At 41.8% G+C, this 20,963-nt stretch carries 17 protein-coding genes and 2 pseudogenes; 11 read left to right on the top strand and 8 right to left on the bottom strand.

Features of this window, described 5'->3' with window-relative positions:
• Positions 1-198: 198 nt before the first annotated feature.
• Positions 199-1,464 (bottom strand): amino acid permease, encoded by a 1,266-nt coding sequence (locus IG80_RS0103765; RefSeq protein WP_032112629.1) that lies wholly within the window; start codon positions 1,462-1,464, stop codon positions 199-201.
• Between the two features lie 226 nt (positions 1,465-1,690).
• Here IG80_RS0103765 and IG80_RS0103760 point away from each other — a divergent pair, with 226 nt between their 5' ends.
• A complete protein-coding gene (locus IG80_RS0103760; RefSeq protein WP_232224315.1) occupies positions 1,691-2,935 on the top strand; it encodes a pyridoxal phosphate-dependent aminotransferase in 1,245 nt (414 codons plus the stop codon).
• Positions 2,936-3,219: 284 nt separating this feature from the next.
• Positions 3,220-4,425: a cation:dicarboxylate symporter family transporter gene (locus IG80_RS0103750; protein ID WP_032112627.1), complete on the top strand. Its 1,206-nt coding sequence runs from the start codon at positions 3,220-3,222 to the stop codon at positions 4,423-4,425.
• Between the two features lie 227 nt (positions 4,426-4,652).
• Here the strand turns inward: IG80_RS0103750 and IG80_RS0103745 are convergent, their stop codons facing one another.
• Positions 4,653-7,688 carry a YhdP family protein gene (locus IG80_RS0103745; protein WP_032112626.1) on the bottom strand — a complete coding sequence of 1,012 codons (3,036 nt, stop codon included), beginning with the start codon at positions 7,686-7,688 and terminating at the stop codon, positions 4,653-4,655.
• Positions 7,689-7,801: 113 nt separating this feature from the next.
• On the opposite strand from IG80_RS0103745, the gene IG80_RS0103740 reads away from it, so the two are divergent.
• The 3 genes and pseudogenes from IG80_RS0103740 (at position 7,802) to IG80_RS12380 (ending at position 9,164) form a co-directional block, all read left to right on the top strand.
• Complete coding sequence (locus IG80_RS0103740; RefSeq protein WP_032112625.1) at positions 7,802-7,990, top strand: hypothetical protein; 189 nt, start codon at positions 7,802-7,804, stop codon at positions 7,988-7,990.
• A gap of 211 nt (positions 7,991-8,201) precedes the next feature.
• A complete protein-coding gene (gene bcp, locus IG80_RS0103735; protein ID WP_032112624.1) occupies positions 8,202-8,666 on the top strand; it encodes a thioredoxin-dependent thiol peroxidase in 465 nt (154 codons plus the stop codon).
• Between the two features lie 2 nt (positions 8,667-8,668).
• Positions 8,669-9,164: pseudogene (locus tag IG80_RS12380) on the top strand (nucleoside deaminase).
• On the opposite strand, the pseudogene IG80_RS12375 reads toward IG80_RS12380, so the two are convergent.
• Positions 9,161-10,374, bottom strand: a pseudogene (locus tag IG80_RS12375) (acyl-CoA dehydrogenase). The pseudogenes IG80_RS12380 and IG80_RS12375 sit on opposite strands and share 4 nt — an antisense overlap.
• Positions 10,375-10,621: 247 nt before the next feature.
• Here IG80_RS12375 and IG80_RS13860 point away from each other — a divergent pair.
• The 5 genes from IG80_RS13860 (at position 10,622) to cydX (ending at position 13,881) form a co-directional block, all read left to right on the top strand.
• Positions 10,622-10,780: a zinc-finger domain-containing protein gene (locus IG80_RS13860; RefSeq protein WP_075553152.1), complete on the top strand. Its 159-nt coding sequence runs from the start codon at positions 10,622-10,624 to the stop codon at positions 10,778-10,780.
• Between the two features lie 100 nt (positions 10,781-10,880).
• Positions 10,881-11,039 (top strand): cytochrome oxidase putative small subunit CydP, encoded by a 159-nt coding sequence (cydP, locus tag IG80_RS15570; RefSeq protein ID WP_198027155.1) that lies wholly within the window; start codon positions 10,881-10,883, stop codon positions 11,037-11,039.
• Positions 11,030-12,562, top strand: coding sequence for a cytochrome ubiquinol oxidase subunit I (locus IG80_RS0103720; protein WP_156962021.1), 1,533 nt, complete (start codon positions 11,030-11,032; stop codon positions 12,560-12,562). The genes cydP and IG80_RS0103720 overlap by 10 nt, the downstream gene beginning before the upstream one ends.
• 12 nt (positions 12,563-12,574) lie before the next feature.
• Positions 12,575-13,720 carry a cytochrome d ubiquinol oxidase subunit II gene (gene cydB, locus IG80_RS0103715; RefSeq protein ID WP_032112622.1) on the top strand — a complete coding sequence of 382 codons (1,146 nt, stop codon included), beginning with the start codon at positions 12,575-12,577 and terminating at the stop codon, positions 13,718-13,720.
• Between the two features lie 50 nt (positions 13,721-13,770).
• Positions 13,771-13,881 (top strand): cytochrome bd-I oxidase subunit CydX, encoded by a 111-nt coding sequence (gene cydX / locus IG80_RS13855; protein WP_075553151.1) that lies wholly within the window; start codon positions 13,771-13,773, stop codon positions 13,879-13,881.
• Between the two features lie 137 nt (positions 13,882-14,018).
• On the opposite strand, the gene IG80_RS0103710 is transcribed toward cydX, so the two are convergent.
• The 3 genes from IG80_RS0103710 to IG80_RS0103700 all read right to left on the bottom strand — a co-directional run bounded on the left by IG80_RS0103710 (position 14,019) and on the right by IG80_RS0103700 (position 16,996).
• Positions 14,019-14,750: an HAD domain-containing protein gene (locus IG80_RS0103710; protein WP_032112621.1), complete on the bottom strand. Its 732-nt coding sequence runs from the start codon at positions 14,748-14,750 to the stop codon at positions 14,019-14,021.
• A 21-nt stretch (positions 14,751-14,771) separates the two neighbouring features.
• Complete coding sequence (locus IG80_RS0103705) at positions 14,772-15,551, bottom strand: 3-hydroxybutyrate dehydrogenase (protein WP_032112620.1); 780 nt, start codon at positions 15,549-15,551, stop codon at positions 14,772-14,774.
• Positions 15,552-15,628: 77 nt separating this feature from the next.
• Positions 15,629-16,996 (bottom strand): APC family permease, encoded by a 1,368-nt coding sequence (locus IG80_RS0103700; RefSeq protein WP_032112619.1) that lies wholly within the window; start codon positions 16,994-16,996, stop codon positions 15,629-15,631.
• Positions 16,997-17,328: 332 nt separating this feature from the next.
• On the opposite strand from IG80_RS0103700, the gene IG80_RS0103695 reads away from it, so the two are divergent.
• Positions 17,329-17,850: a hypothetical protein gene (locus IG80_RS0103695; RefSeq protein WP_032112618.1), complete on the top strand. Its 522-nt coding sequence runs from the start codon at positions 17,329-17,331 to the stop codon at positions 17,848-17,850.
• A 244-nt stretch (positions 17,851-18,094) separates the two neighbouring features.
• On the opposite strand, the gene der is transcribed toward IG80_RS0103695, so the two are convergent.
• Positions 18,095-19,474, bottom strand: coding sequence for a ribosome biogenesis GTPase Der (gene der, locus IG80_RS0103690; protein WP_032112617.1), 1,380 nt, complete (start codon positions 19,472-19,474; stop codon positions 18,095-18,097).
• Between the two features lie 14 nt (positions 19,475-19,488).
• Entirely contained in the window at positions 19,489-20,790 is a 1,302-nt protein-coding gene (locus tag IG80_RS0103685; RefSeq protein WP_052045979.1) for a PQQ-binding-like beta-propeller repeat protein, read from the bottom strand.
• Positions 20,791-20,963: the final 173 nt, after the last annotated feature.

Here is a 20,963-nt window from a genome sequence, read left to right as displayed (position 1 = left end):
TAGACAGTCCCGCCATTTTGGGCCGTCGAATAAGGTGTGAAGCCTTTCTCTTGCCCCCCTCCCTGCCTCCCCCTTGTCCAAGTGGAGTTGGCTATATCTTGGACAAGAGCCCTTGAGTTAAGTCCAAGGGCGAGTGCAAGAAGGAGATTGCTATATTCGCGGAAGCTCTTTCCAACTGCATTCACTATAAATAATGGATTAAAACCCACAGATATTACAAACTTCACACACAACTACCCCACTCCCTATAACGAAGACAAGAGTCCGCAAAAACTTCGACGTTGTGATTGAATAAAAAAAGTATGTAGGTTCTGTATTGCTCATTTTTGCTTGGAGTGAATGAGATGGATAGGAATTAGCGGTCTGTTTATCCGATTCTCTCAATAAATAAATGGGTAAGAAAATGGCAATTATCGTCAAGATCAAGCCGGCAAAGCCCAGAGCTCGAATAAATACGCCTGGCGTGAAAAGCCCTATAAGGAGAGGAGGGATGAGAGCAAGCACAAGTATAAATGGGCGTTTTGCTGCTCTTTCTGGCAAGTGTTGTTCCCAAAAACTAATGATTGCAAGGCCCACCCCAACTGCGGACGTCAAAATGGCAAGGAGACCCACAATCCAGCTGACTGGCTGTAACCAAGAATGTCCTGTTGCCTCGCTCAAAGCCTGCATGAGCTGGCCTAGCTCTGCTTTTTGAGTAATGAGAATTTGGTAAAACACCGGCGCCCTCAGATAGAGAATGATAAGGGTGACTAATACCCAGGCAACATAAGCAACAAGGGGCATTAGACTTCCCCAAAAGAAAGCTTTTTTAAGAGCATTAGCATTATAGTCGCAGTAAATAACCATTGTATTTTGAATGATGTGATACCCAAATGATGTGAAGAGAACGGGGATTGCCACCTGCCACACGGATGCTTCTTGCCAATGGGAAGTCATTGCAGTAAGATTAACGTCGTATAATGCGCTTCCCAACCCTAAAATCAAAGTTATCATTGCGGCTAACATTATCAAAAATAAAAAACGATTATGGTGATCAACCCAACGTAAATTTCCCATCAAAATCAAAACAATGGTAACAACAATCATGGCAAGGGGTGAGAAGGCATGGAAGGTGTTAGCGGCAGTATACTGATTTAAAAATGTCTCGAGTAAAGAGGCGCCGCCAAATAAATAAGCTGCCATCAGAGCGTAAGTTAAAATGACGAGACTTGCATCACCTAGAATTCTAGCGATGGGGCCGCTAAAAAATTGTCCTAACCCCCCAAGTGTTAATCCTTTGCCTGCACGCAGATTGAGCTCTAGGCCGTAAAGGCCAGCCAGATACATCGTTAGCCAAATAATGACCATCGCAGCTGTGCCACCGACAAGCCCAAGGGCCGAGATAGTTAACGGGAGCGCTAACATTCCAGCGCCAATCGTTGTTCCCGCTACCAGGCAGGCAGCTCCTAGTGTTTTTGAGGACATAGTGTCACTCCCTTGTTAAATAAACAGTATTGTGCTCCCAATATCTGCAGGTGCCAGAAACCGGCTTCTTTAGGTATTGTGGGGATATTATTGATTGAGGATCCGTAATTCAGAGACTCTCAACATATGCCATTTCTTTCATCATATTTTGTAGAGCCTAATAAACAATAAAAAATGAAGCTTTGAATGAAAGTATAGCAAATTTTCTTTCCCACATCTAAATAAAATGCTAAAAACTCAAGAAAAAACTATCTATCTCGGAGTTGAACAAGAAATGCTTGCCAAACGTCTGTCCTTCATAAAACCCTCCCCCACTCTCGCGATGAGTGCAAAAGCTGCACAAATGAAAGCCAGGGGAATCGATATTATCAATCTGAGCGCTGGTGAGCCAGACTTTGACACGCCCGATTTTATCAAGCAAGCTGCCACCGCAGCGATGGCCAAAGGGATGACAAAATATACCGCGGTTGATGGAATGCCGGCATTAAAAAAAGCAATTCAGCAGAAATTTTTGAGAGATAATCAACTCAGCTATGAGCCTGAACAATTAATGGTCTCCACCGGTGGTAAACAGGTGATCTTTAATGCTTTGATGGCGACAATAGAACAAGGTGACGAAGTTATTATTCCGGCGCCTTATTGGGTTTCTTATCCTGACATGACAGCTCTTTTTGGCGGCAAACCTGTGTTTGTTGAATGCATAGAGGCGAATGGTTTTAAACTGACTCCCTCCCAGTTGGATGAGGTAATTACTCCCAAAACAAAGTGGTTGATTTTGAACTCACCTTCCAATCCAACTGGTGAGCTCTATAGTAAAGAGGAGTTGATGGCTCTTGGTGAGGTGCTTTTAAAGCATCCCCATGTTTATGTAATGTCTGATGATATTTATGAGTATCTTGTCTATGATGAAAAGCCTTTTTACACAATTGCTTCTCTTGTGCCCGGGTTGAGATCCAGAATCCTTGTCGTTAATGGTGTTTCTAAATCATATTCCATGACGGGATGGCGTATTGGATATGGCGCAGGTCCCAAAGAACTTATTAAAGCAATGACAATGCTCCAATCTCAAAGTACTTCAAATGCCTGCAGCATTGCTCAAGCGGCTACCATTGATGCGTTGTCATCTGATCTTGGTTTTTTGAAAGCTTGGAAAACTGAGTTTGCTGCCAGGCGTGATTTCTTCCATGCCGAAATCAATAAGATTGAAGGGTTATCTGCCCGCAAAGCGAGCGGGGCCTTTTATCTTTACATTAACTGCAGTGGAATCATTGGCAAAATAACACCCCAAGGTTCAACCATTGAATCCGATAATGACTTTACAACCTATTTATTAGAACATGCCAACATAGCTGCTGTCAGTGGTGCCGCCTTTGGGCTCTCCCCATACTTTCGCATTTCGTACGCCACCTCAAAAGAAATTTTGAGTCAAGCCATTAGGCGTATTGCAGCAGCCGTTGCAGAATTGACGTAAGTTCAAGCGCCTGAAAGAGATTGCCATACCTTAAAGTGAGGGGTTTCACTGATAAGTGAATAAGGCAAATAGAGTATTTGCCTATTTTCTTGTATCGAATTGAGGTTGCTTAGATCTTTTTTCTTGACTTTAGTTGGGAGATATTGAATAGCTAGAAGTATGATGAAAGTATTTTTCTTGACTATTTCCTCCCAAACTACCTCCGCCAAAAGGCGGTAATATCTCTATTTGTTTCTTGAATTCTAATTAAATAATGTTTACCTCACTCTTGAAGGAGTGTAAAAATGCTTAAAAGCTTACCAGTTCAACTTGTTGTGTGTGTTGTCATCGCCTTGTTGATCGGAACCCATCTAGATTTTTCTGTCGTGCAGCTGTTTTTTAGTTTGAGCTGTGCCATTAAAGATATTTTGATGATGATCTTGCCGTTTGTTATCGTTACTTATATTGCCTCAGCCATTTTATCTCTTGAGCAGCGGGCACCTTTACTCCTTATTTGTGTGATGTTGATGGTGTGTCTATCCAATATCACAGCCGTTTTTAGTTCTTATTGTGTGGGGCAATTAGTTCTTCCATGGCTCACGGCAGGGAAAGTGATTGATTTAACCGTCGTCCAAGATGGCATTACTCCCCTGTTCACCTTGCCATTGCCGAAGCTTCTTGAGCCCAGTCATGCCCTGATGATAGGGATGGGGTATGGCTTATTGTTTAGCTTTTATAAACTCTCTCAGGCTAAAGATCTGGCATTAAATTTGCGTGATTATGTTACTTTATTTTTGCGCAAAGGATTTATTCCATTCTTGCCAGTGTATGTTTTTGGTTTTGTTTTAAAAATGCAGGCAGAAGGCAGCCTTGTGACATTATTCACCAATTACGGGCAGATCTTTTTGGTTGTTTGTTTGTTATTGGTGGTCTATATCACCTTTGTTTATGCGCTGGCCGAAGGGTTTAAGCCCAAGCAATTTATTGCCAGTATTCGCACGATGTTACCCGCAGGCTTAACAGGTTTTTCAACAATGTCGAGTGCTGCGAGCATGCCGGTAACACTTACTGCTACCGAACAGAATGTCCAAGATGCTGGCTTTACTCAGCTGGTGATTCCAACAACTGTGAATATTCATTTGCTAGGAGATGCTTTGGGGATTCCCTTGATTGGTCTGGCGATTTTGCAATTGGGTGGCCTTCCGATGCCAGGTATCGAAGAATATATGATTTTTGCCGCCTATTTCTGTATGGCTAAGTTTTCTACGGCAGCCATTCCTGGTGGGGGAGTCTTAGTATTGCTGCCAACATTACAAACTCATCTTGGGCTGACGCCGGAAATGACAGGCTTAGTAGCGACAATTTATATCTTACAGGATTCATTGTTTACAGGCGCCAATGTGATGGGAAATGGGGGGTTTGCCCTTGTCTGCCATCGCTTATTTAAGATGATTCGTTTAGTGCAGTCGCAACCTGCTAAAGCGGATGAGGAAGCGTTGGCTCAAGTGTAAGTATTTTCTATCATGACGTGAGTTGATTTTTAGCCGATAATGAGTTTAAATTCGGCTAAAAATATCTCGAACTTATGCTCATCTTCAAGGGGTTAATCACCTTAAATATATGAGATTTAAGCTGAGTGATAATTGAATAAATCATATCTCTTTCTAAAGGGAAAGCCGATGACCTTCAAGGCTAATTGGGAAAAAGCAGATCAGCAATTTCAATTTCCTTTAGGGGCTTATGAAGCGATGATAAAGTTCTCTCGCCCTTCATTTCCAGGTGCTTGCGACTGATGGGGTTGGCCTTTCTCAACCCCTATTTCTAGCATGCGGCGCATCCCTCCTGGTGCTAAAGTTGTGAGTGGTTGGACATGAATATTCGGATTACTTCTGTTGCCAGAAAGGGCAAAAGGAGTGGAGAAGATGGCATGTTCTGAGTTGCCGCTTAAGATTTGTCCCATCAAGGGGATCCTACTTAAAATATTATTGAGCGCGTAAAAAGGAATGACTTCCCCCGTAAAATGGATGCTCTCCCCAACGATCATCCCTGTAAAGGTAAGGCCTAAAGCAGTGCCTATCACATAAGCATTGTCCAGCAATATTTCCCCTTTTTTCCAGCTAAGATGGGCATGGCCATGATCAAACTTTAATCCATCCCCTGAAAGAGTACGCATAATCCCTTCTAATGACGATAATGATAAAATTTTTGCCAGAGTAGGGGCTTCATGAACAGTTAGACCTTTAATATCAATCTCCCCCTTCAGATGAGAATAGCCTTCTACTTTTCGGCGTTGCCCAACAAAATTGATTTTGCCGCCACTTAAGTCATTTCCAGGTGTTAGTAATTCTAGGAGCTCTGCCGCATTCGTGGATTCAAGGTTAAAATGTTGGATGCCATTTTCTTCAGGTGTTAAGGTGAAATTGAATTCATCAGCCTTATCCTTAATGTTGATTGTTTGTAAATTACCATTAGTGAGTTGGAGAGTGAAAGCTGCTTTTTTAACGGCATAGGAATCTGAGAAGATAAGATTACCAATGGTCAGACGAATATCCGCATCAAGTTGAGAGGGCGTTTCTGGTTTGTCATCAACCAAAGGTAACTCATTAAAGAGGGTGAAAACATCAAATTCATTAATAGATCCCTCGAGTTTTAGGCGATCGTTGTGACGTATTGCACTAAAGTTTCCCTGCATTTCACCAATTCGCACTTTTGAGAGAGTAAGTTTAGATAAAGCAGCGCCCCAGGTGCCAAAAATCTCAGCATTTAAGTCTTTACCTGTTAGGCGCCCATGGCTAAACATAAGTTCATCGGCGGTGTCAGTGCTTTTTGCTTCCAGATAAAGTGAAGCAGGTTCTTGTTCATTTTTGTGATAGCTAAACCAAGGTAAACTTAAGCGCGCGCTCTTCAGTGATGTGGTCAAGCTTAAGGCGATTTTATTTTGCTGGTCTTTTGTATAAATAAGTTCAATAGGCACCTCCCCTATGATGGGTGAGAAATCTTCATTTTTGGCCTTAAAGTCTTTCTTGACTGCCAAACTAAGCTTGCGTGCAAAGGGTGCTTTTACATTATTAAAGTTCTCAGTCCACTCAAGGGTTGCCGGCATAGCATTCAACTCCGCTTCTCCTGAGAGATATAAATGATCATTGTCTACAGCAATTTCCAAACCCCCTTTAGAAAGGTTAATCGATTGTCCGGCGATAACATCTTCCAGAATCACCTTTGCATTCGAGAGATGAGATTGAGCTTCCACCTGCACTTGATCAATGGTGAGGCCAGACTCAAGAGGGAATTTTAGTAAGACACGGGTTGCCATCAATCCTTGAGGCTGATTTAAAGAAAGACCAAGCTTTTGTAACAGCAATAAAGGTTTGGCAGAAATAATTTCAAATGCTTGGCTCACATCACCCAAAAGATCAGTCACAATTTGAATATGTTGATCATTTTTATGAAGATCATCAATAATAATGTGACCCTGGGAGAGGTGAAGACCATTCACCGTGCCAACAATATTCTCGATAATCAATTGCTGTTTTGTGTAATAACAGTGTCCAGACGTACCCCTTACTGGAGGTAAATTTCCCAGATAATTGACAGTTACATCTACGGGATATAAATCACCGGATATGTCCTGAATAATGACATCGGATATTTGTCCCTTGGGGGCGAGGGCAACGACAAAATCACTCTTGATCGTGCCCTTTACTGCTCCGTGAGAAAGGTTGGTTGTTACCCAGTGGCGGGGTTTGGGAGCAAGACCTACAGGCCAAAGTGTGGCGAGATTGTCGAAAGGTATTTCTGTAACATTCCCTAAAAGTTTGATTTCAATTTTACCTCCCTCTACCCAAAGATCAGTCAATGATTCTGGAAAGATGAGCTGTGCTTGAGTATTTAACTCTGACATACCGACGGTGGTTTTAAAAGCTAGGTTCAGAGTATTCGGTTCTGTATTCTTAAATAAGGAGAGGGACAAATCTTTGGGAGAAATGATTGTTGGAAAGTAGGGGAGGAGAGTAAAATCTCCCCCGTCTGATGCCATATTAAGCTCAAAACAACTTAGCTGGTTTTTTTTGAGATCTAATTTGCCAGTAATTTTCAAAGGAAGATGTATGGTTGCTAGAGCTTCTTTTAAATTGTCAGGACATAGGGTGAAATTCGCCAGATTTTTTGGGTTTAGGCTCAAATGGTGGAGGATGAAGTTTTTTTCATCGGTGTGTAACTGAATGGTTAGATTGGCGGTTGCAATTGTTTTTTTCTGATATTGGAAGTTGCTATTCTCGATAATCAGTTTTGAAGGGTTGAAATGCTTATGCAAAAAACCACCCCATGACCAGCTTAGATACAGTCTTTCAATGGACAGAGTTGCCTCATGCGCATCATTTGACTCTGTACACCTACTCTCACCCCATTCATGTTGGCCCTTTTTGATTGAGAATTTCCCCCACTTTCTCGAAGGAGAGGGGCTATTCCAGTGAAACCTTCCCCCATTTTCACCTAAAAAATCCTTAAAATTATCGGTATGTGAAGTAGGTATACAAAACTTAACCTCAAAATTTTTCAATGAGAGCGACAATGGATGTCTAAATCCCCCCCATGTGATTTGTGAGTATGAAATCTTAGAATCTTTAAATGGTGTATTTACAGCGATAATTTGGATTACCGCATCCAGAATTTTTTGTTGTCCCCAAGGAGATTGAACAACTTTTAGACCCGCAATAGCAGTTACTATTATGAGAGAAAAGGCGAAAAAGCTGAATTTTAAATAACGTTGTAACAAGAAACGGGGACGCCTTTATAAAAATTTAAAAAGTTAACAAAATTTTTAATTATGTTAGTTATAATGAGAGTTGTAATGTATTACTACTGTATGATAATGGATGGAGTGTTAAAATGAAAAGAATTTTATTGATGTTGGCGATGGGTGCAGCGGTTGTTGGTTGTGATAACAAACCTCACGAAGGTAAAGACCAATCAGCAGCAGAACACAAAGCTGATGAAGCAAAAAAAGAAGCATCCCCTGAGGTAAAAGCTGAACACAAGGCAGAACATAAAGCTGAAGAAGGAAAAAAAGCTGAGTAGATTTTTACTCGTTTTTGACCTTGATTATAAGGTGATTTATACTTAAGCAAAAACCTTCCTCAGTGGAGGGTTTTTGCTTTTTAAGTACTCATTGATGTATAATTGATTCAAATGCCAAATAGTGCGATCACTAATATCCCCATCTGCATATCTCTTCAAGTCTTTGGGGGATAGTGGGCAAACGGCTATAAATTTTAAGAAAGAGAGAATCATGAAATTAGAAGTTGGTGCCAATGCCCCAGAATTTACTTTGCCTTCCGACACTGAAACCACCGTGTCTTTAAAAAATTTTCGGGGAAAAAACCTTATTATTTATTTTTACCCCAAAGATGATACCTCGGGCTGCACGGCTGAGGCTTGTCAATTTCGCGATATGCTGCCAAATTTTGCTGGCATTAATGCAGCTGTGTTGGGGATCTCCCGAGATTCTGTGAAGTCGCATCAAAAATTTCGTGACAAATATGAACTGACCTTTCCTCTATTGTCTGATGAATCAGGTGAAGTGTGCCAAAGTTATGGCGTGTGGGTTGAAAAATCCATGTATGGTCGCAAATACTTTGGCATTGAACGCACAACATTTTTAATTGATGCAACTGGTGTTATTCAAAAAATCTGGTCAAAAGTAAAAGTACCAGGTCATGCTGATGCAATCTTAAAAGCAATAGGATCCCAATAATAATGGCAGTTGAAGACAAAGAATTTTACCAAGAAGCATTAACCGAAGCCAAGATTGGTTTAGCTGAAGGGGGGATTCCTATCGGTGCTGTCTGTCTTAGTTCATAAGGGCCAAATTATTGGTCGAGGACATAATCAACGAATCCAGTCAGGGAGTGTGATTCGTCATGGTGAAACTGATTGTCTAGAGCGCGCTGGCAGACTCCCTGCAGAGGTTTACGCCGAGTCAACTCTCTACACGACTCTGTCACCCTGCATTATGTGTAGTGGCACTGTTTTGTTGTATAAAATCCCGCGTGTTGTGATAAGTGAAAACCTTAATTTTACAGGAGAAGAAGAGCTTCTCAAATCCCGCGGCGTTGACGTAATGGTCATAAATGATATTGAAACCATTGCCATGATGCGTTCTTTTATTCAGGAAAACCCAACTATCTGGCACGAAGACATTGGTGAGAGATCTGTTGATGAGGAGGGGAGCGGGCCCCCTCTTTATTCTTAAAAGGCGGCGATACCTGTTTGATAGCGACCTAAGATCAATGCATGGACGTCGTGGGTTCCTTCATAGGTTGTGACTGTCTCGAGATTGATCATATGGCGGATAACGTGATATTCATCAACGATGCCATTACCACCATGAATATCGCGTGCCTCTCGGGCAATGTCTCGCGCTTTAAGGCAAGAATTTCGTTTGATCAACGAAATTGCATCAGTGGCTGCATATCCTTGGCCCTTCAACCGGCCTACACGCAGACATCCTTGCAAAGCGAGGGCAATATCTGTTTGCATATCAGCTAACTTTTTTGAATTAACTGGTTAGCGGCGAGAGGTTTATTGAATTGGAGACGCTCTATAGCATAGCTGCGGGCAGCTTGCCAACAGAATTCAGCAGCTCCCAATGCACCCCACGCAATACCGTAACGGGCATTATTCAGACAACCAAATGGCCCCTTGAGCCCCTCCACCTGGGGCAGAAGTGCAGATTCAGGAACGGAGACATTATCCATTACAATCTCGCCCGTAATGGAAGCTTTGAGCGACATCTTGCCAATAATTTCAGGAGCGGACAGTCCTTTCATTCCTTTTTCCAAAACGAAACCGCGGATACGGTCGTTATCACACTTTGCCCAGACAACAAACACATCAGCAATGGGGGAATTGGTAATCCACATTTTAGAGCCATGGAGGATATAGCCGCCGGCGACTTTTTTGGCCCGCGTGCGCATACTCGCCGGATCCGACCCTGAATCGGGTTCAGTCAAACCAAAGCAGCCAATTAGCTCACCACTGGCAAGACCGGGAAGGTAGCGTTGTTTTTGCTCCTCACTGCCATAAGCATAAATGGGATGCATAACCAAAGAAGATTGGACACTCATCGCTGATCTATAACCGGAGTCAACACGTTCTACTTCTCGGGCAACGAGTCCATAACTAACATAGCTGGCACCGGTGCACCCATACCCTTGAATCGTCATGCCCAAGAGGCCCAGTCTCCCCATTTCTCGCATGATCTCGCGGTCAAAGTAGCTGTTTCGAGTAGCTTCAATAATCCTCGGTATTAACTTTTCTTGGGAATAAGTGCGGGCAGTGTCACGGATAAGACGCTCTTCCGCATCTAATTGATCGTCCAGTAAAAGGGGGTCTTCCCAGGGGATCGTCGTTGCTGAGTGATGGGAGGATTTTTCTGCTTGTTTTTGTGCTGACGCTGTCATGGTGCCCGCTATAATTTAAATCTTACTAAATATAGCGTAAATCTGATTTGACTATCGTGCAAGAGCAGACAGGAATTATCCTCAATTTAGCTCAGAAAATATTAACTTTTCGAGTATAGCGGCGTTAAAATAAAACCTTCTAGGAAAGAAGGATGGGTGAATTAGCCCAGCGTCCCCTCAAATCTTGATGGTATAAATCCGCATTTCCAATTATGATGAGTATATTTAAATAAAGTTGGAGTTAAATATGACGCAAGAGATTCGATACGTGGATGAAACTATTGTCAATTGTGATGGCAATGGAAATAGCTTGAGTGGAGGCCATCCTCTGGTTTATTTAAATTTGGGCCAGGCGGGGGAAACTGAATGCCCTTATTGTAGTCGCGTATTTATACTTAATAAATAAACCAAATTTTAACGGTTTGCGCTGCGACAATTTTCTTCATGACAGGGGATTAAAAAGAAGTTACGCTTAAAATATTGGTTTTAAATGTGAAACAACGTTCTTGCGGCAATATTTTCGACAAATTAGCTTTGTGTTGGTGATTAAACTTATCGCCATCACCTCCCTTTATTACTGCTTTTTCTCAAAAGAACATCGATTTAAGATAACGCCGCAGCGCATTTCTGAACAGCTTATAGGATCCCACCAAACATGGAATTAGTTGTTGATTTATCACGCCTTCAGTTTGCTATAACAGCGCTTTACCACTTTCTTTTTGTGCCTCTCACCATCGGTTTATCGTTGCTGCTGGCTATTATGGAGAGTGTTTATGTAATGACCGGTAAGGACATTTGGCGCCAGATGACAAAGTTCTGGGGGGTGCTCTTTGGTATTAATTTTGCCATGGGCGTTGCGACAGGAATTACAATGGAGTTTCAGTTTGGTACGAATTGGGCTTATTACGCTCACTATGTTGGTGACATCTTTGGCGTCCCACTGGCGATTGAAGGGTTGATGGCTTTTTTTCTCGAAGCAACCTTTATTGGACTATTCTTTTTTGGTTGGAATCGTTTATCCAAATTGGGGCATTTGATCTCCACTTGGATGCTCGCATTTGGTACTAATTTTTCGGCGCTGTGGATTTTGATTGCTAATGCCTGGATGCAAAATCCAGTTGGCGCCAAGTTTAATCCGGAATCCATGCGAATGGAATTATCCTCTTTTTATGAGGTGTTTTTCAATCCAGTGGCCCAGTCAAAATTTGTTCACACCATTAGCGCGGGCTATGTGACGGGATCTATGTTTGTCATGGCAATCAGTGCGTTTTACCTTCTGCATAATAAGTATCGTGATATTGCTAAACGTTCCATGACGGTGGCGGCAAGTTTTGGTTTTGCCTCAGCTCTTTCTGTTGTTGTTTTAGGGGATGAAAGTGGCTACGCGCTGACAGAAAACCAAAAGATGAAGATTGCGGCCATAGAGGCAATGTGGGAAACAGAATCAGCCCCTGCTGGCTTGACTCTCATCGGTTTTCCCGATGTAAAGACTCAGACAACTAAGTATGAAGTTAGAATTCCTTGGGCCCTTGGAATAATTGCAACAAGGTCGTTTAACACACCGATTCCCGGGATCAAGGAGTTGGTTGAACATGCTAAAGTACGTATTCAAAATGGAATGGAAGCGTATAAAGCCTTGCAGATACTCAAAAAAACAAAAGACCAACACGAACGTGACACAGCTTTAATTACCTTCGAAGCAAATCAACAAAACCTTGGGTATGCTTTTTTACTAAAGCGTTATATGGAAGATATCACAGCAGCAGGTCAAGAAGAGATTGATAAAGCGGCGAGCTCCATTATTCCCAATGTCCCGGTATTATTTTGGTCATTTCGGATTATGGTTGGGATTGGTTTCTTTTTTATTCTCTTTTTTGGATATGCTTTTTATCTTTCCGCTAAGCGTCAATTGGATAAGTATAAATGGTTTTTGCGTCTGGCTGTATGTTCTTTGCCATTGCCATGGATTGCAATGGAATTGGGGTGGATTGTGGCGGAATATGGCAGACAGCCTTGGGCTATTGAAGGGGTTCTTCCTACCTTCTTGGGGGTTTCATCAACGTCACCGGCACAGGTATCAATGTCGCTATTTGGATTTATCCTCTTTTATACAGTTTTACTTGTTGTAGATGTATTCTTGATGGTGCGTTATGTTAAATTGGGCCCGGTAATCGTCGATAAAGAATAGGATACTGAAAGCATGATAGTACCAATAGATTACGAAACCTTAAGAGTCATCTGGTGGATGATTTTAGGTGTTCTTTTGTGCGGATTTGCTATTATGGACGGGTTTGATCTTGGTGTAGCGATGTTGCTGCCGTTTGTGGGAAAAACAGATACAGATCGCCGTGTTATTTTGAATACTATTGGCCCTGTCTGGGAAGGAAACCAGGTGTGGTTTATTCTTGGTGGAGGCGCAATTTTTGCAGCTTGGCCATTTGTATATGCTGTTGCTTTTTCTGGTTTTTATGTGGCAATGTTTCTGATTTTATGGGCGTTGATTTTACGTCCTGTGGGGTTTAAATTCCGCAGTAAACTCTCGCTGCCCGCATGGCGTCAAGTGTGGGACACCTGCTTATGTATTAGCGGCACTGTTCCTTCTCTTATTTTTGGTGTCGCTGTTGGCAATGTGATGCAGGGTGTTCCTTTCTTTTTAGATGAAAACTTACGTTGTTTTTATACAGGAAGCTTTTTTGATTTACTGGGTGCTTTTCCCCTTCTATGCGGTATTTTAAGTGTTACCATGTTTTTACAGCATGGCGCTCTCTATTTAAGCATTAAAACTGAACCAGAAATGGGCAGTCGGGCTTTAAGCATTCTTCCTTTAACAACTTTAATCTGGTTAATTTGTTTTTCGATTGGTGGTCTTTATGCCGCGGGGCAACTCCAGGGATTTACATTGCTGCCTGGCTATCATGTTGATGGGGCCTCAAACCCCCTCTCTAAAGAAGCACTCATTTTGACTGGGGCTTGGATCAATAATTATTTCACCTATCCCCTTTTATGGCTTGTCCCTTTTTCGTGCTATGTGACAGTGATTAGCGCCTGGTATCTCGCTTCTCTCAGATATCTTAAGAGTGCTTTCGTCTTAAATGGTTTAGCGATTGCCACAGTGATTATTACGGTTGGCATTAGTATGTTTCCCTTTATTTTGCCTTCCAGTATTCATACCTCCAGCAGCTTGACCGTGTGGGATGCCTCTTCAAGTCAGCTGACATTGTTTATTATGTTGTTGGCAGTGATTGTGTTCTTACCAATTATTCTTCTTTATACCCGTTGGGTCTATAAAGTATTGGCAGGTCCGGTGACGGCAGAATCAATTGATAAAGACATGAATAGTTATTAGGCAACTCCCTCAGGCAAGTTGTAAAAGCAGTAGATAAAGCGGAGAATTTAATGTGGTATTTTAGTTGGGTATTAGGACTTGGGTTTGCGTGTTTATTTGCAATTCTTAATGCAATGTGGCTAGAGCATGATCATATGAGTGGCAAGAAAAAATCAGATTAAACTCTCAAGATTATGGAACAGTTACGGCTTTATTTTTTCTTATGAACTCATTACTTTCGAAGGCCAGACAGAGGGAGTCCTTTGATTTTTAACTCTCTGTTAGGCGCCTCGAGAAAGTAATGACCAAGAGCAATCTACTATTTTATAGGTATTGGCTCTGTGAGTAAGTAATTGTAGATCTGTATGTTGGGGTATAAATCAAAAGTGAGTATATCGTTAATAAATACTTCGTGATTTTGTGCACTGTCATCAAGAAAATAGATCGTTTCAATTTGTTCCGGCAAACCTCCCTCCTGCAAAAACATCAGAGAAAATGCTTTATTGCGGAAATACGTTTTCTTTTCCCATGGTTTTTCGTGTTTGACACTAATGACATTGCCAAGTTTCTTGAAATTAATAATATACATGGTTTTATTATGCGTTAGAGAGACTGCTTGAGTTTGCTCTTGCTCTTCTTCGCTGATACTCAGATCCTCATCGGTGAAGCCAATTTGTCGCAATCGTTTAATAGTTTCATCTAACTTATGCCAGGCGCTGCAAAAAACAATCAAAGCACCTTGTTCCATTAATCTTCTCAGGTTTTCAACAGCCCGACCACGTTCGGTGACAATTTGATTCTCACCTAAATTTTCTGGATTGTCTTCATTACTAAGGGTGCCATCCACATCCAAAATAAAAGCTGTTTTATCAGCTTTATGAGAGTTTAAAATCGCCTTATATATCCTGTCAGGATCGTTTATTTCACCATATATCATTGTTTTTAAGGAAGTTTTCTGAAATCTTATTTCTTCTAAACGCCCGTCTATTTCTGCCGCTGTTACACTACTTGTCAACACCCATCCGGTAAAAGCTATTTTTTTTATTAACATCGATCAGAACCCCCAATTTTTCTAATGAGCTGTCCAACCACCATCAATGGAGAGCATCGTTCCAGTTATTGCAGCTGCATGGTCACTGCTAAGATAGGCAGCCAGTTCTGCAATGTCTTCCACCTTAACAAATTCTTTGGTTGGTTGGCTACCCAAAATTACGTCGCGAATTACTGTTTCTGGGGAAATGCCACGGGCCTTTGCAGTATCTTGAATTTGGTTATCAACGAGAGGAGTTTGAACGTAGCCTGGGCAAATAGCATTACAGGTAATGCCATGCTCTGCAACTTCTAAGGCGACGGTTTTGGTTAAACCGGCTAAGCCATGTTTTGCAGCAACGTAGGCAGATTTAAAAGGGGAGGCAACAAGGGCATGGGCAGAGGCAATATTGATAATTCGGCCCCACTTTTTTTCTTTCATAAGAGGGAGGGCATGATGAATAACATGAAAAGCAGATGTGAGATTAATCGCGAGGATCATATCCCATTTTTCAGGAGGGAATTCATCTATAGGCGCCACATGTTGAACCCCTGCGTTGCAGACAACAATATCAAGGCTTCCAAAACTATTTTGCGCCATATGAATCATTTTTTCGATTTCATCAGGTTTGGTCATATCGGCATTCGAGTGGACAACTTCAATCTTATACATCTCTGCGATTGAGTTAGCCGTCCACTGGATTTTTTGGGGATCCCCAAATCCGTTGAGGATAATATTATGCCCACTCTGCGCCAATCTCATGGCTATACTTAGACCAATTCCACTGGTTGAACCGGTAATTAAGGCAACTTTCTGTGTCATAGATCTTCCCCTCTTATCTCTATTAATATCATGAAGATAGTGCATTAGGCTTAACAACTCGTTAAGCGATAAATGGATTACACAGTCCTGGGTATGAGATATCTATTCATCACCAACGGGAAGATCCCAATGGCTATACCGCCAATTCCTAAAAGGATAGATTCTTTATCAAAGCTATTTAAGGCGCCGTAAATTGCAATGGAGATAAGAGAAAAAGCACTTATAAGGGGCCATATAATTAATAAAAGTGTCTTTGAAAAATCTTGGAGGACAACAGCGCGATAGTACCAGGCGCAGGCAAATCCACACAGACTGTAATAAAAAGCAACTTGAAAACTAATCACATTAATCGAAATATCAATAATAGCGCTGACCGTGGGTTCTTGAGAGGCAACAATCAAAAAGACCATTCCCAATGCCCAAATAAGAAGTGTCGCTGTCCAAGGCGTTTGCCACACATTGTGGACTTTGCTCCATCGTTTGTGAAGGGCTCCATCTCTTGAGGTGGCAAAAATTGTGCGGGTGAATTGAAGAATAGAGGTCTCAATAGTGCCGATTGAGCTTAGAATGACACAGATTAAGGCTATATTTCCCCATGGTGAGGGGAGAATTTTGTTCGCAATTTGAAGGAGAACGTTTGTGCCGGACTGTTGGATTTCTTGGTCTGTTAATGCAATCAGCGCACACATTACAAAAGCAACAAACAAGAGGATAGTGATAATCATTGACCACAAGGCTGCTTTGCCAGGAGCGCTATTTGGATTCTTAGTCTCTTCAGTGAGGTTCATGGTTACATCCCAGCCCCAAAAGAAAAATAAAGAAATGAGAGCTCCTTTTGCAAAAAGCTCTAAGGAAAAATTGAAAGGATTGAAAGTTTCAATGGTAATAATATGAGCTGGTTGTTGGATAAAGGTTACAAAAGCAGCAATGATAATGAATATAAGAATACTCACTTCAATTATGGTTAAGATAACTTGTAAATAGCTGGTTGGTCTTATTCCCTTTAAAATAATCGCACTTATAATTGTGAGCCATCCGGCAGCAATTAGAGTCACCCACATAGGATCATTGACCATTTGTGGATTTAAAAGTGCTAACGTTGAGGTGGCTGCGGGAATCGTACCCGAGACCATAAAAAGCGCAGAGGCCACAAGAAGTGACCAGCCAGCAAAAAAACCAAGGTTTTTGTTAAAAATTGTGCTGATCCAGGTATAGGATGCTCCCGCATTGGCAGAGATACGGTTAAGGTACATGAACGAAAACGTTACCCCAAACATGATAAGACCGCAGTAGAGAATGCTGCTAGGCGAATGAATGCCAACGGCAGCCACAAGAGCAGTTGTTGTGGCTGCAGCGCTAAATGCTGGTGCTGTGCCAGAGATGCCCATAATAATAGATTCTGCCGTCCCCAAAGATCCTGTGGCTAACTTTGTTTCTTCTGCCATAACTATAACTTTTTTAAAGTATCAATAAATTAATTCTATAAGAAAAATAAAAAGCTGAACAGAGATTAAGAATTATTATTTGTGTTATGTACTCAAAATACTAGCGTCTATGCCTCTAATTTTCTCCACCTTCATTTTAGTCTCATTTTCCATAACAAACGCGACAAAACCTAAAATTACTGACCGAGACAGTGGTCCTACTCTGACAATTAGTATAAAAAGATTATATTATAATTTTTATTGAAATTTAATATTAATTGCGCTAACTGTTTTCTATTGTTCCTAGTAATTATACATGACTTTATTTTTATTGAACTAGGAGAGATTTTTAGATGTATAAATTCTTATTTTATTTTAGTTTGTTAATAGGCACGACCAGCCAATCCTTGGCGACGCAGATCGAAGATAACTCAACCCCAATTAGTGGGGATGTATTGAATGATCCAAAATCATGGGAGATTATTAATGAGTCACATGAAGATCCTTGGGATTATATATATGACTTAGATATTGAAATAACATCAAAATTAGAAAACTCTTTCATCCAATATATTGCAATAAATTGCACTCCTCCTATCGTTACGACAAAGTTTTTAATATCGTTTAATTCTCTTGAATCTTATCCGGAGCCTCTTCAAAAAAAATATAGCCAATTATTAGAAGCACTAAAACAGATAGATCCAAAGCTTAGAAAATACTCAGGGCCACTATGCTTTAATTTCACCGAGGAAACTAAATTTGGAGACGTTCTGACAATACTCTATGATGGAGAAATCCTTCCAAAGCATCTATTTGATCTCCTCCATTCCGAATTTGAAAAAGGTGAGTATCCAATCAATGATTTAGACAGATAGGGAGATAATTGTTTCAATTAATGAGAAGCTAGTAGAAAAAGAAAATCCTGAGAACTTTAAAATTATAACAATAGAAGATTTAAACAAACTTAAGGATGCTGCTAGCCGCCAGAATATTGTCTTGCACCTCATTCATGAGGAGCAGATGCTCCGTGGTAATCTCTTCAAGGATAGAGACAGAAGATTGCCACGGGCCATACGTCACCCTCGAGGGTGACAAACTATTAAAGCATGAACGTTATAACTACTTTTTCTTTGGATCATAAGGATTAGCGCTTCCTCTGATTTGGATGCGAATAGGCACGCCAGGTAAATCAAAATCTTTGCGCAAATTATTGACCAAATAACGAGTGTAAGAGGTTGGTAATTCGTCGGCTTGGGAGGCAAATAAAGCAAAAGTAGGGGGTCTCGTTTTTATTTGTGTCATATATTTAATTTTGATCCGTCGACCATTGACAGCAGGTGTGGGATGCGCTGTCAAAACATATTCAAGCCACTTGTTGAGTTGGCCGGTGGAAATTCGTTTGTTCCAAAGACGGTAAATATCCAAAACAGCATCCATCAGACGGTCAAGATTTTTGCCTTTTTCCGCTGAGATGGGGATTAAGGAAACGCCTTTGATTTGGGAGAGATGAGTTTCAATGGTCTCTTGCAATTCTTTCAATAGCGCCGTTTTATCGTCAACTAAATCCCATTTGTTAAGGGCAACCACAACCGCACGGCCTTCAGAAGTTAGGTTTTGCGCAATTGTTAGATCCTGCTTTTCAAAGGGGCAGGTGGCGTCAATCATCAACACAGCCACCTCAGCAAATTGGATTGATCGATCTGTATCGAGAATCGCCAATTTTTCAGGCGAAGCAGTCACTTTACTGCGACGGCGAATTCCCGCCGTATCAATCAATTTGATTTGCGTATCTTTATATGTCCAATCAATGCTGATTGCATCGCGTGTCACCCCAGGCATGTCGGCGGTCAAGAGACGGTTCTCGCCAATTAATTTGTTAATGAGTGTCGATTTGCCTACATTTGGTCGACCAACAATCGCCAGCTGAATTGGTTTTTTTGGCCGCTCTGACTCTTCTTTTGCGGGCTCCTCTTCAAAAGAGTCATCCGTTTCTTCTTCTGCAATTTCATCTGCAAAATAAGGGCAAAGCGCCTGATAAAGATCACCCATTCCAATGCCATGTTCGGAGGAAAAAGGAATTACTTCACCCAAAGAGAGGCCGATTCCTTCAGCAATACCAAACTGCTCATGACCGCCTTCAGATTTATTAGCGATCACTAAAATCGGTTTGCCTGCTTTACGCAAGACATTGGCAAGCTCACGGTCGTAAGGAGTACAGCCTTCGCGTGCATCGATGACGAATAACACGACCGTTGCATCTTCAACCGCCATCATGGTTTGTTGGTACATGGCTTTGGTGAGAGACGAGTCATCTGGATCAGCCAAGCCCGCAGTATCAGTGAGGAGGAAGGTAAGGCCATAAAGAGTGGCTTGTTCCTCACGCCGGTCACGTGTCATTCCCGGTTGATTGTGGACAAGGGCGATGCGACGCCCAACCAAACGATTAAAGAGAGTAGATTTGCCGACGTTAGGTCGACCGATGATAGCTATTTTTTTCATTTTTCTTCTATTAATTAATGCCAAGCAGTAATGTCAGCTGAATCGTTGAGGGTATAAATTTTCTTATCAACCACAATAGGAGAAAGCGAGAAATGCTGGCCTGTTTGAATGCCGTGAAGCTTTTTGCCATCCTTAGCAGAGTAAAAGTCCATTGCGCCATTGGAGCCGGTAATAAGCAAGCCATGCGAAGTGGCAAGAGGACCCGCCCAGTTAATTTTAGAGCTACCATCTGACATCGGCAAACTTATCGTCCACACAATCTCGCCAGTTTGGCGGTCTAAACAAACAAGCTCATTATTAATGCTGATGAGATAGAGATAGTTACCAATGATGGCAGGGGTGCGGACGCTGCTGATATCTTTTTGCCACAAGCGAATCCCTGAGTTGACATCGATTGCTGCCATCCGACCACCATGGCTCACCGCATAGAGGATGTCTTGATAAATAATCGGTCGGGCGCGAATGTGACTAATGCTTGACAGGGAATCGGCTGAGATCGTTGGGCTGAGCGTATCTGTCCAGACGGAGTAGCCGTTTTCAACTCGCAACGCATAAAGCTCACCAGAGGAATAGGGGACAATAATCAAGTTATTTTCAACGGCTGGAACGCCCCCACCGAGAAGGCCGGTTGCTTCAGGAAGTCCTGCGTGGGCCCACAAAGATTCACCAGTTTTGGTGCTAAGTGCATGAAGTTCATTGCCAATAGTCACAACAAAAATGCGGCCATTGGTGACAATAGGGGCAATTCGCATAGGCGTGACTAAGATTTGACGCCATAATTCTTTGCCGGTTTTGGCTTCAAGGGCAATCACATCACCAAAGGAGGTTGTCACAAAAATTTTATCTTCGCCGTAAGCAATACCACCACCTAAAGTATCGTTGCTACGACCTTCATGGGATGTTTCTACTGACCAGAGTTGTGTTCCTGTTTGTTTATTAATAGCGGTCACATTCCCTTGGGTATCCATGCCAAAGACAGTATCATTCGCCACAATAATGTTGGAGATCAAGCGTTTTTCTGAGGAGTTACCTGAGCCAATATTTGTTTTCCATGCTTCTTTGGGCGCTGCCGGGGCGTTTAAGATTGGGAGAGCGTGATTCAGATTGCCGCCCGCCACAGTCCACTCCTTATTGGTTGTGGCATTGGAAGTATCAACAGCAGCCGTGTTCATGCCGTTTTCTGCTTTGAGAAACCTATCTGTGGAAAATAGAGTTTCACGTTTGCCGCTCAATGGTTCTTTGGAGGTAAACATATCACAGCCAGCAAGAAGCGTAGATCCAAATAAAGTGCTGAACACAATTTTATTAATTTTCATTGGTCACCCAATCATAAAGTTAACGATGCCTTTCTCATTTAATACCTGTTTCTTTGGATAAGGTAAAGAGTTACCAAACGAGTAGCGGATTTTATATCCAAAATATATGGAGAAGCCTCTTTTGGGCTTCCGGTCTGGGGCTTTCTTCCCTCTCTCTGAGTTCAGAAAAGATC

Source organism: Candidatus Paracaedibacter symbiosus (assembly GCF_000757605.1).
In the GTDB taxonomy this organism is placed as follows: domain Bacteria; phylum Pseudomonadota; class Alphaproteobacteria; order Paracaedibacterales; family Paracaedibacteraceae; genus Paracaedibacter_A; species Paracaedibacter_A symbiosus.
The sequence above is the reverse complement of the archived record's forward strand: the minus strand, read 5'-3'. Positions and strand labels throughout refer to the sequence as shown.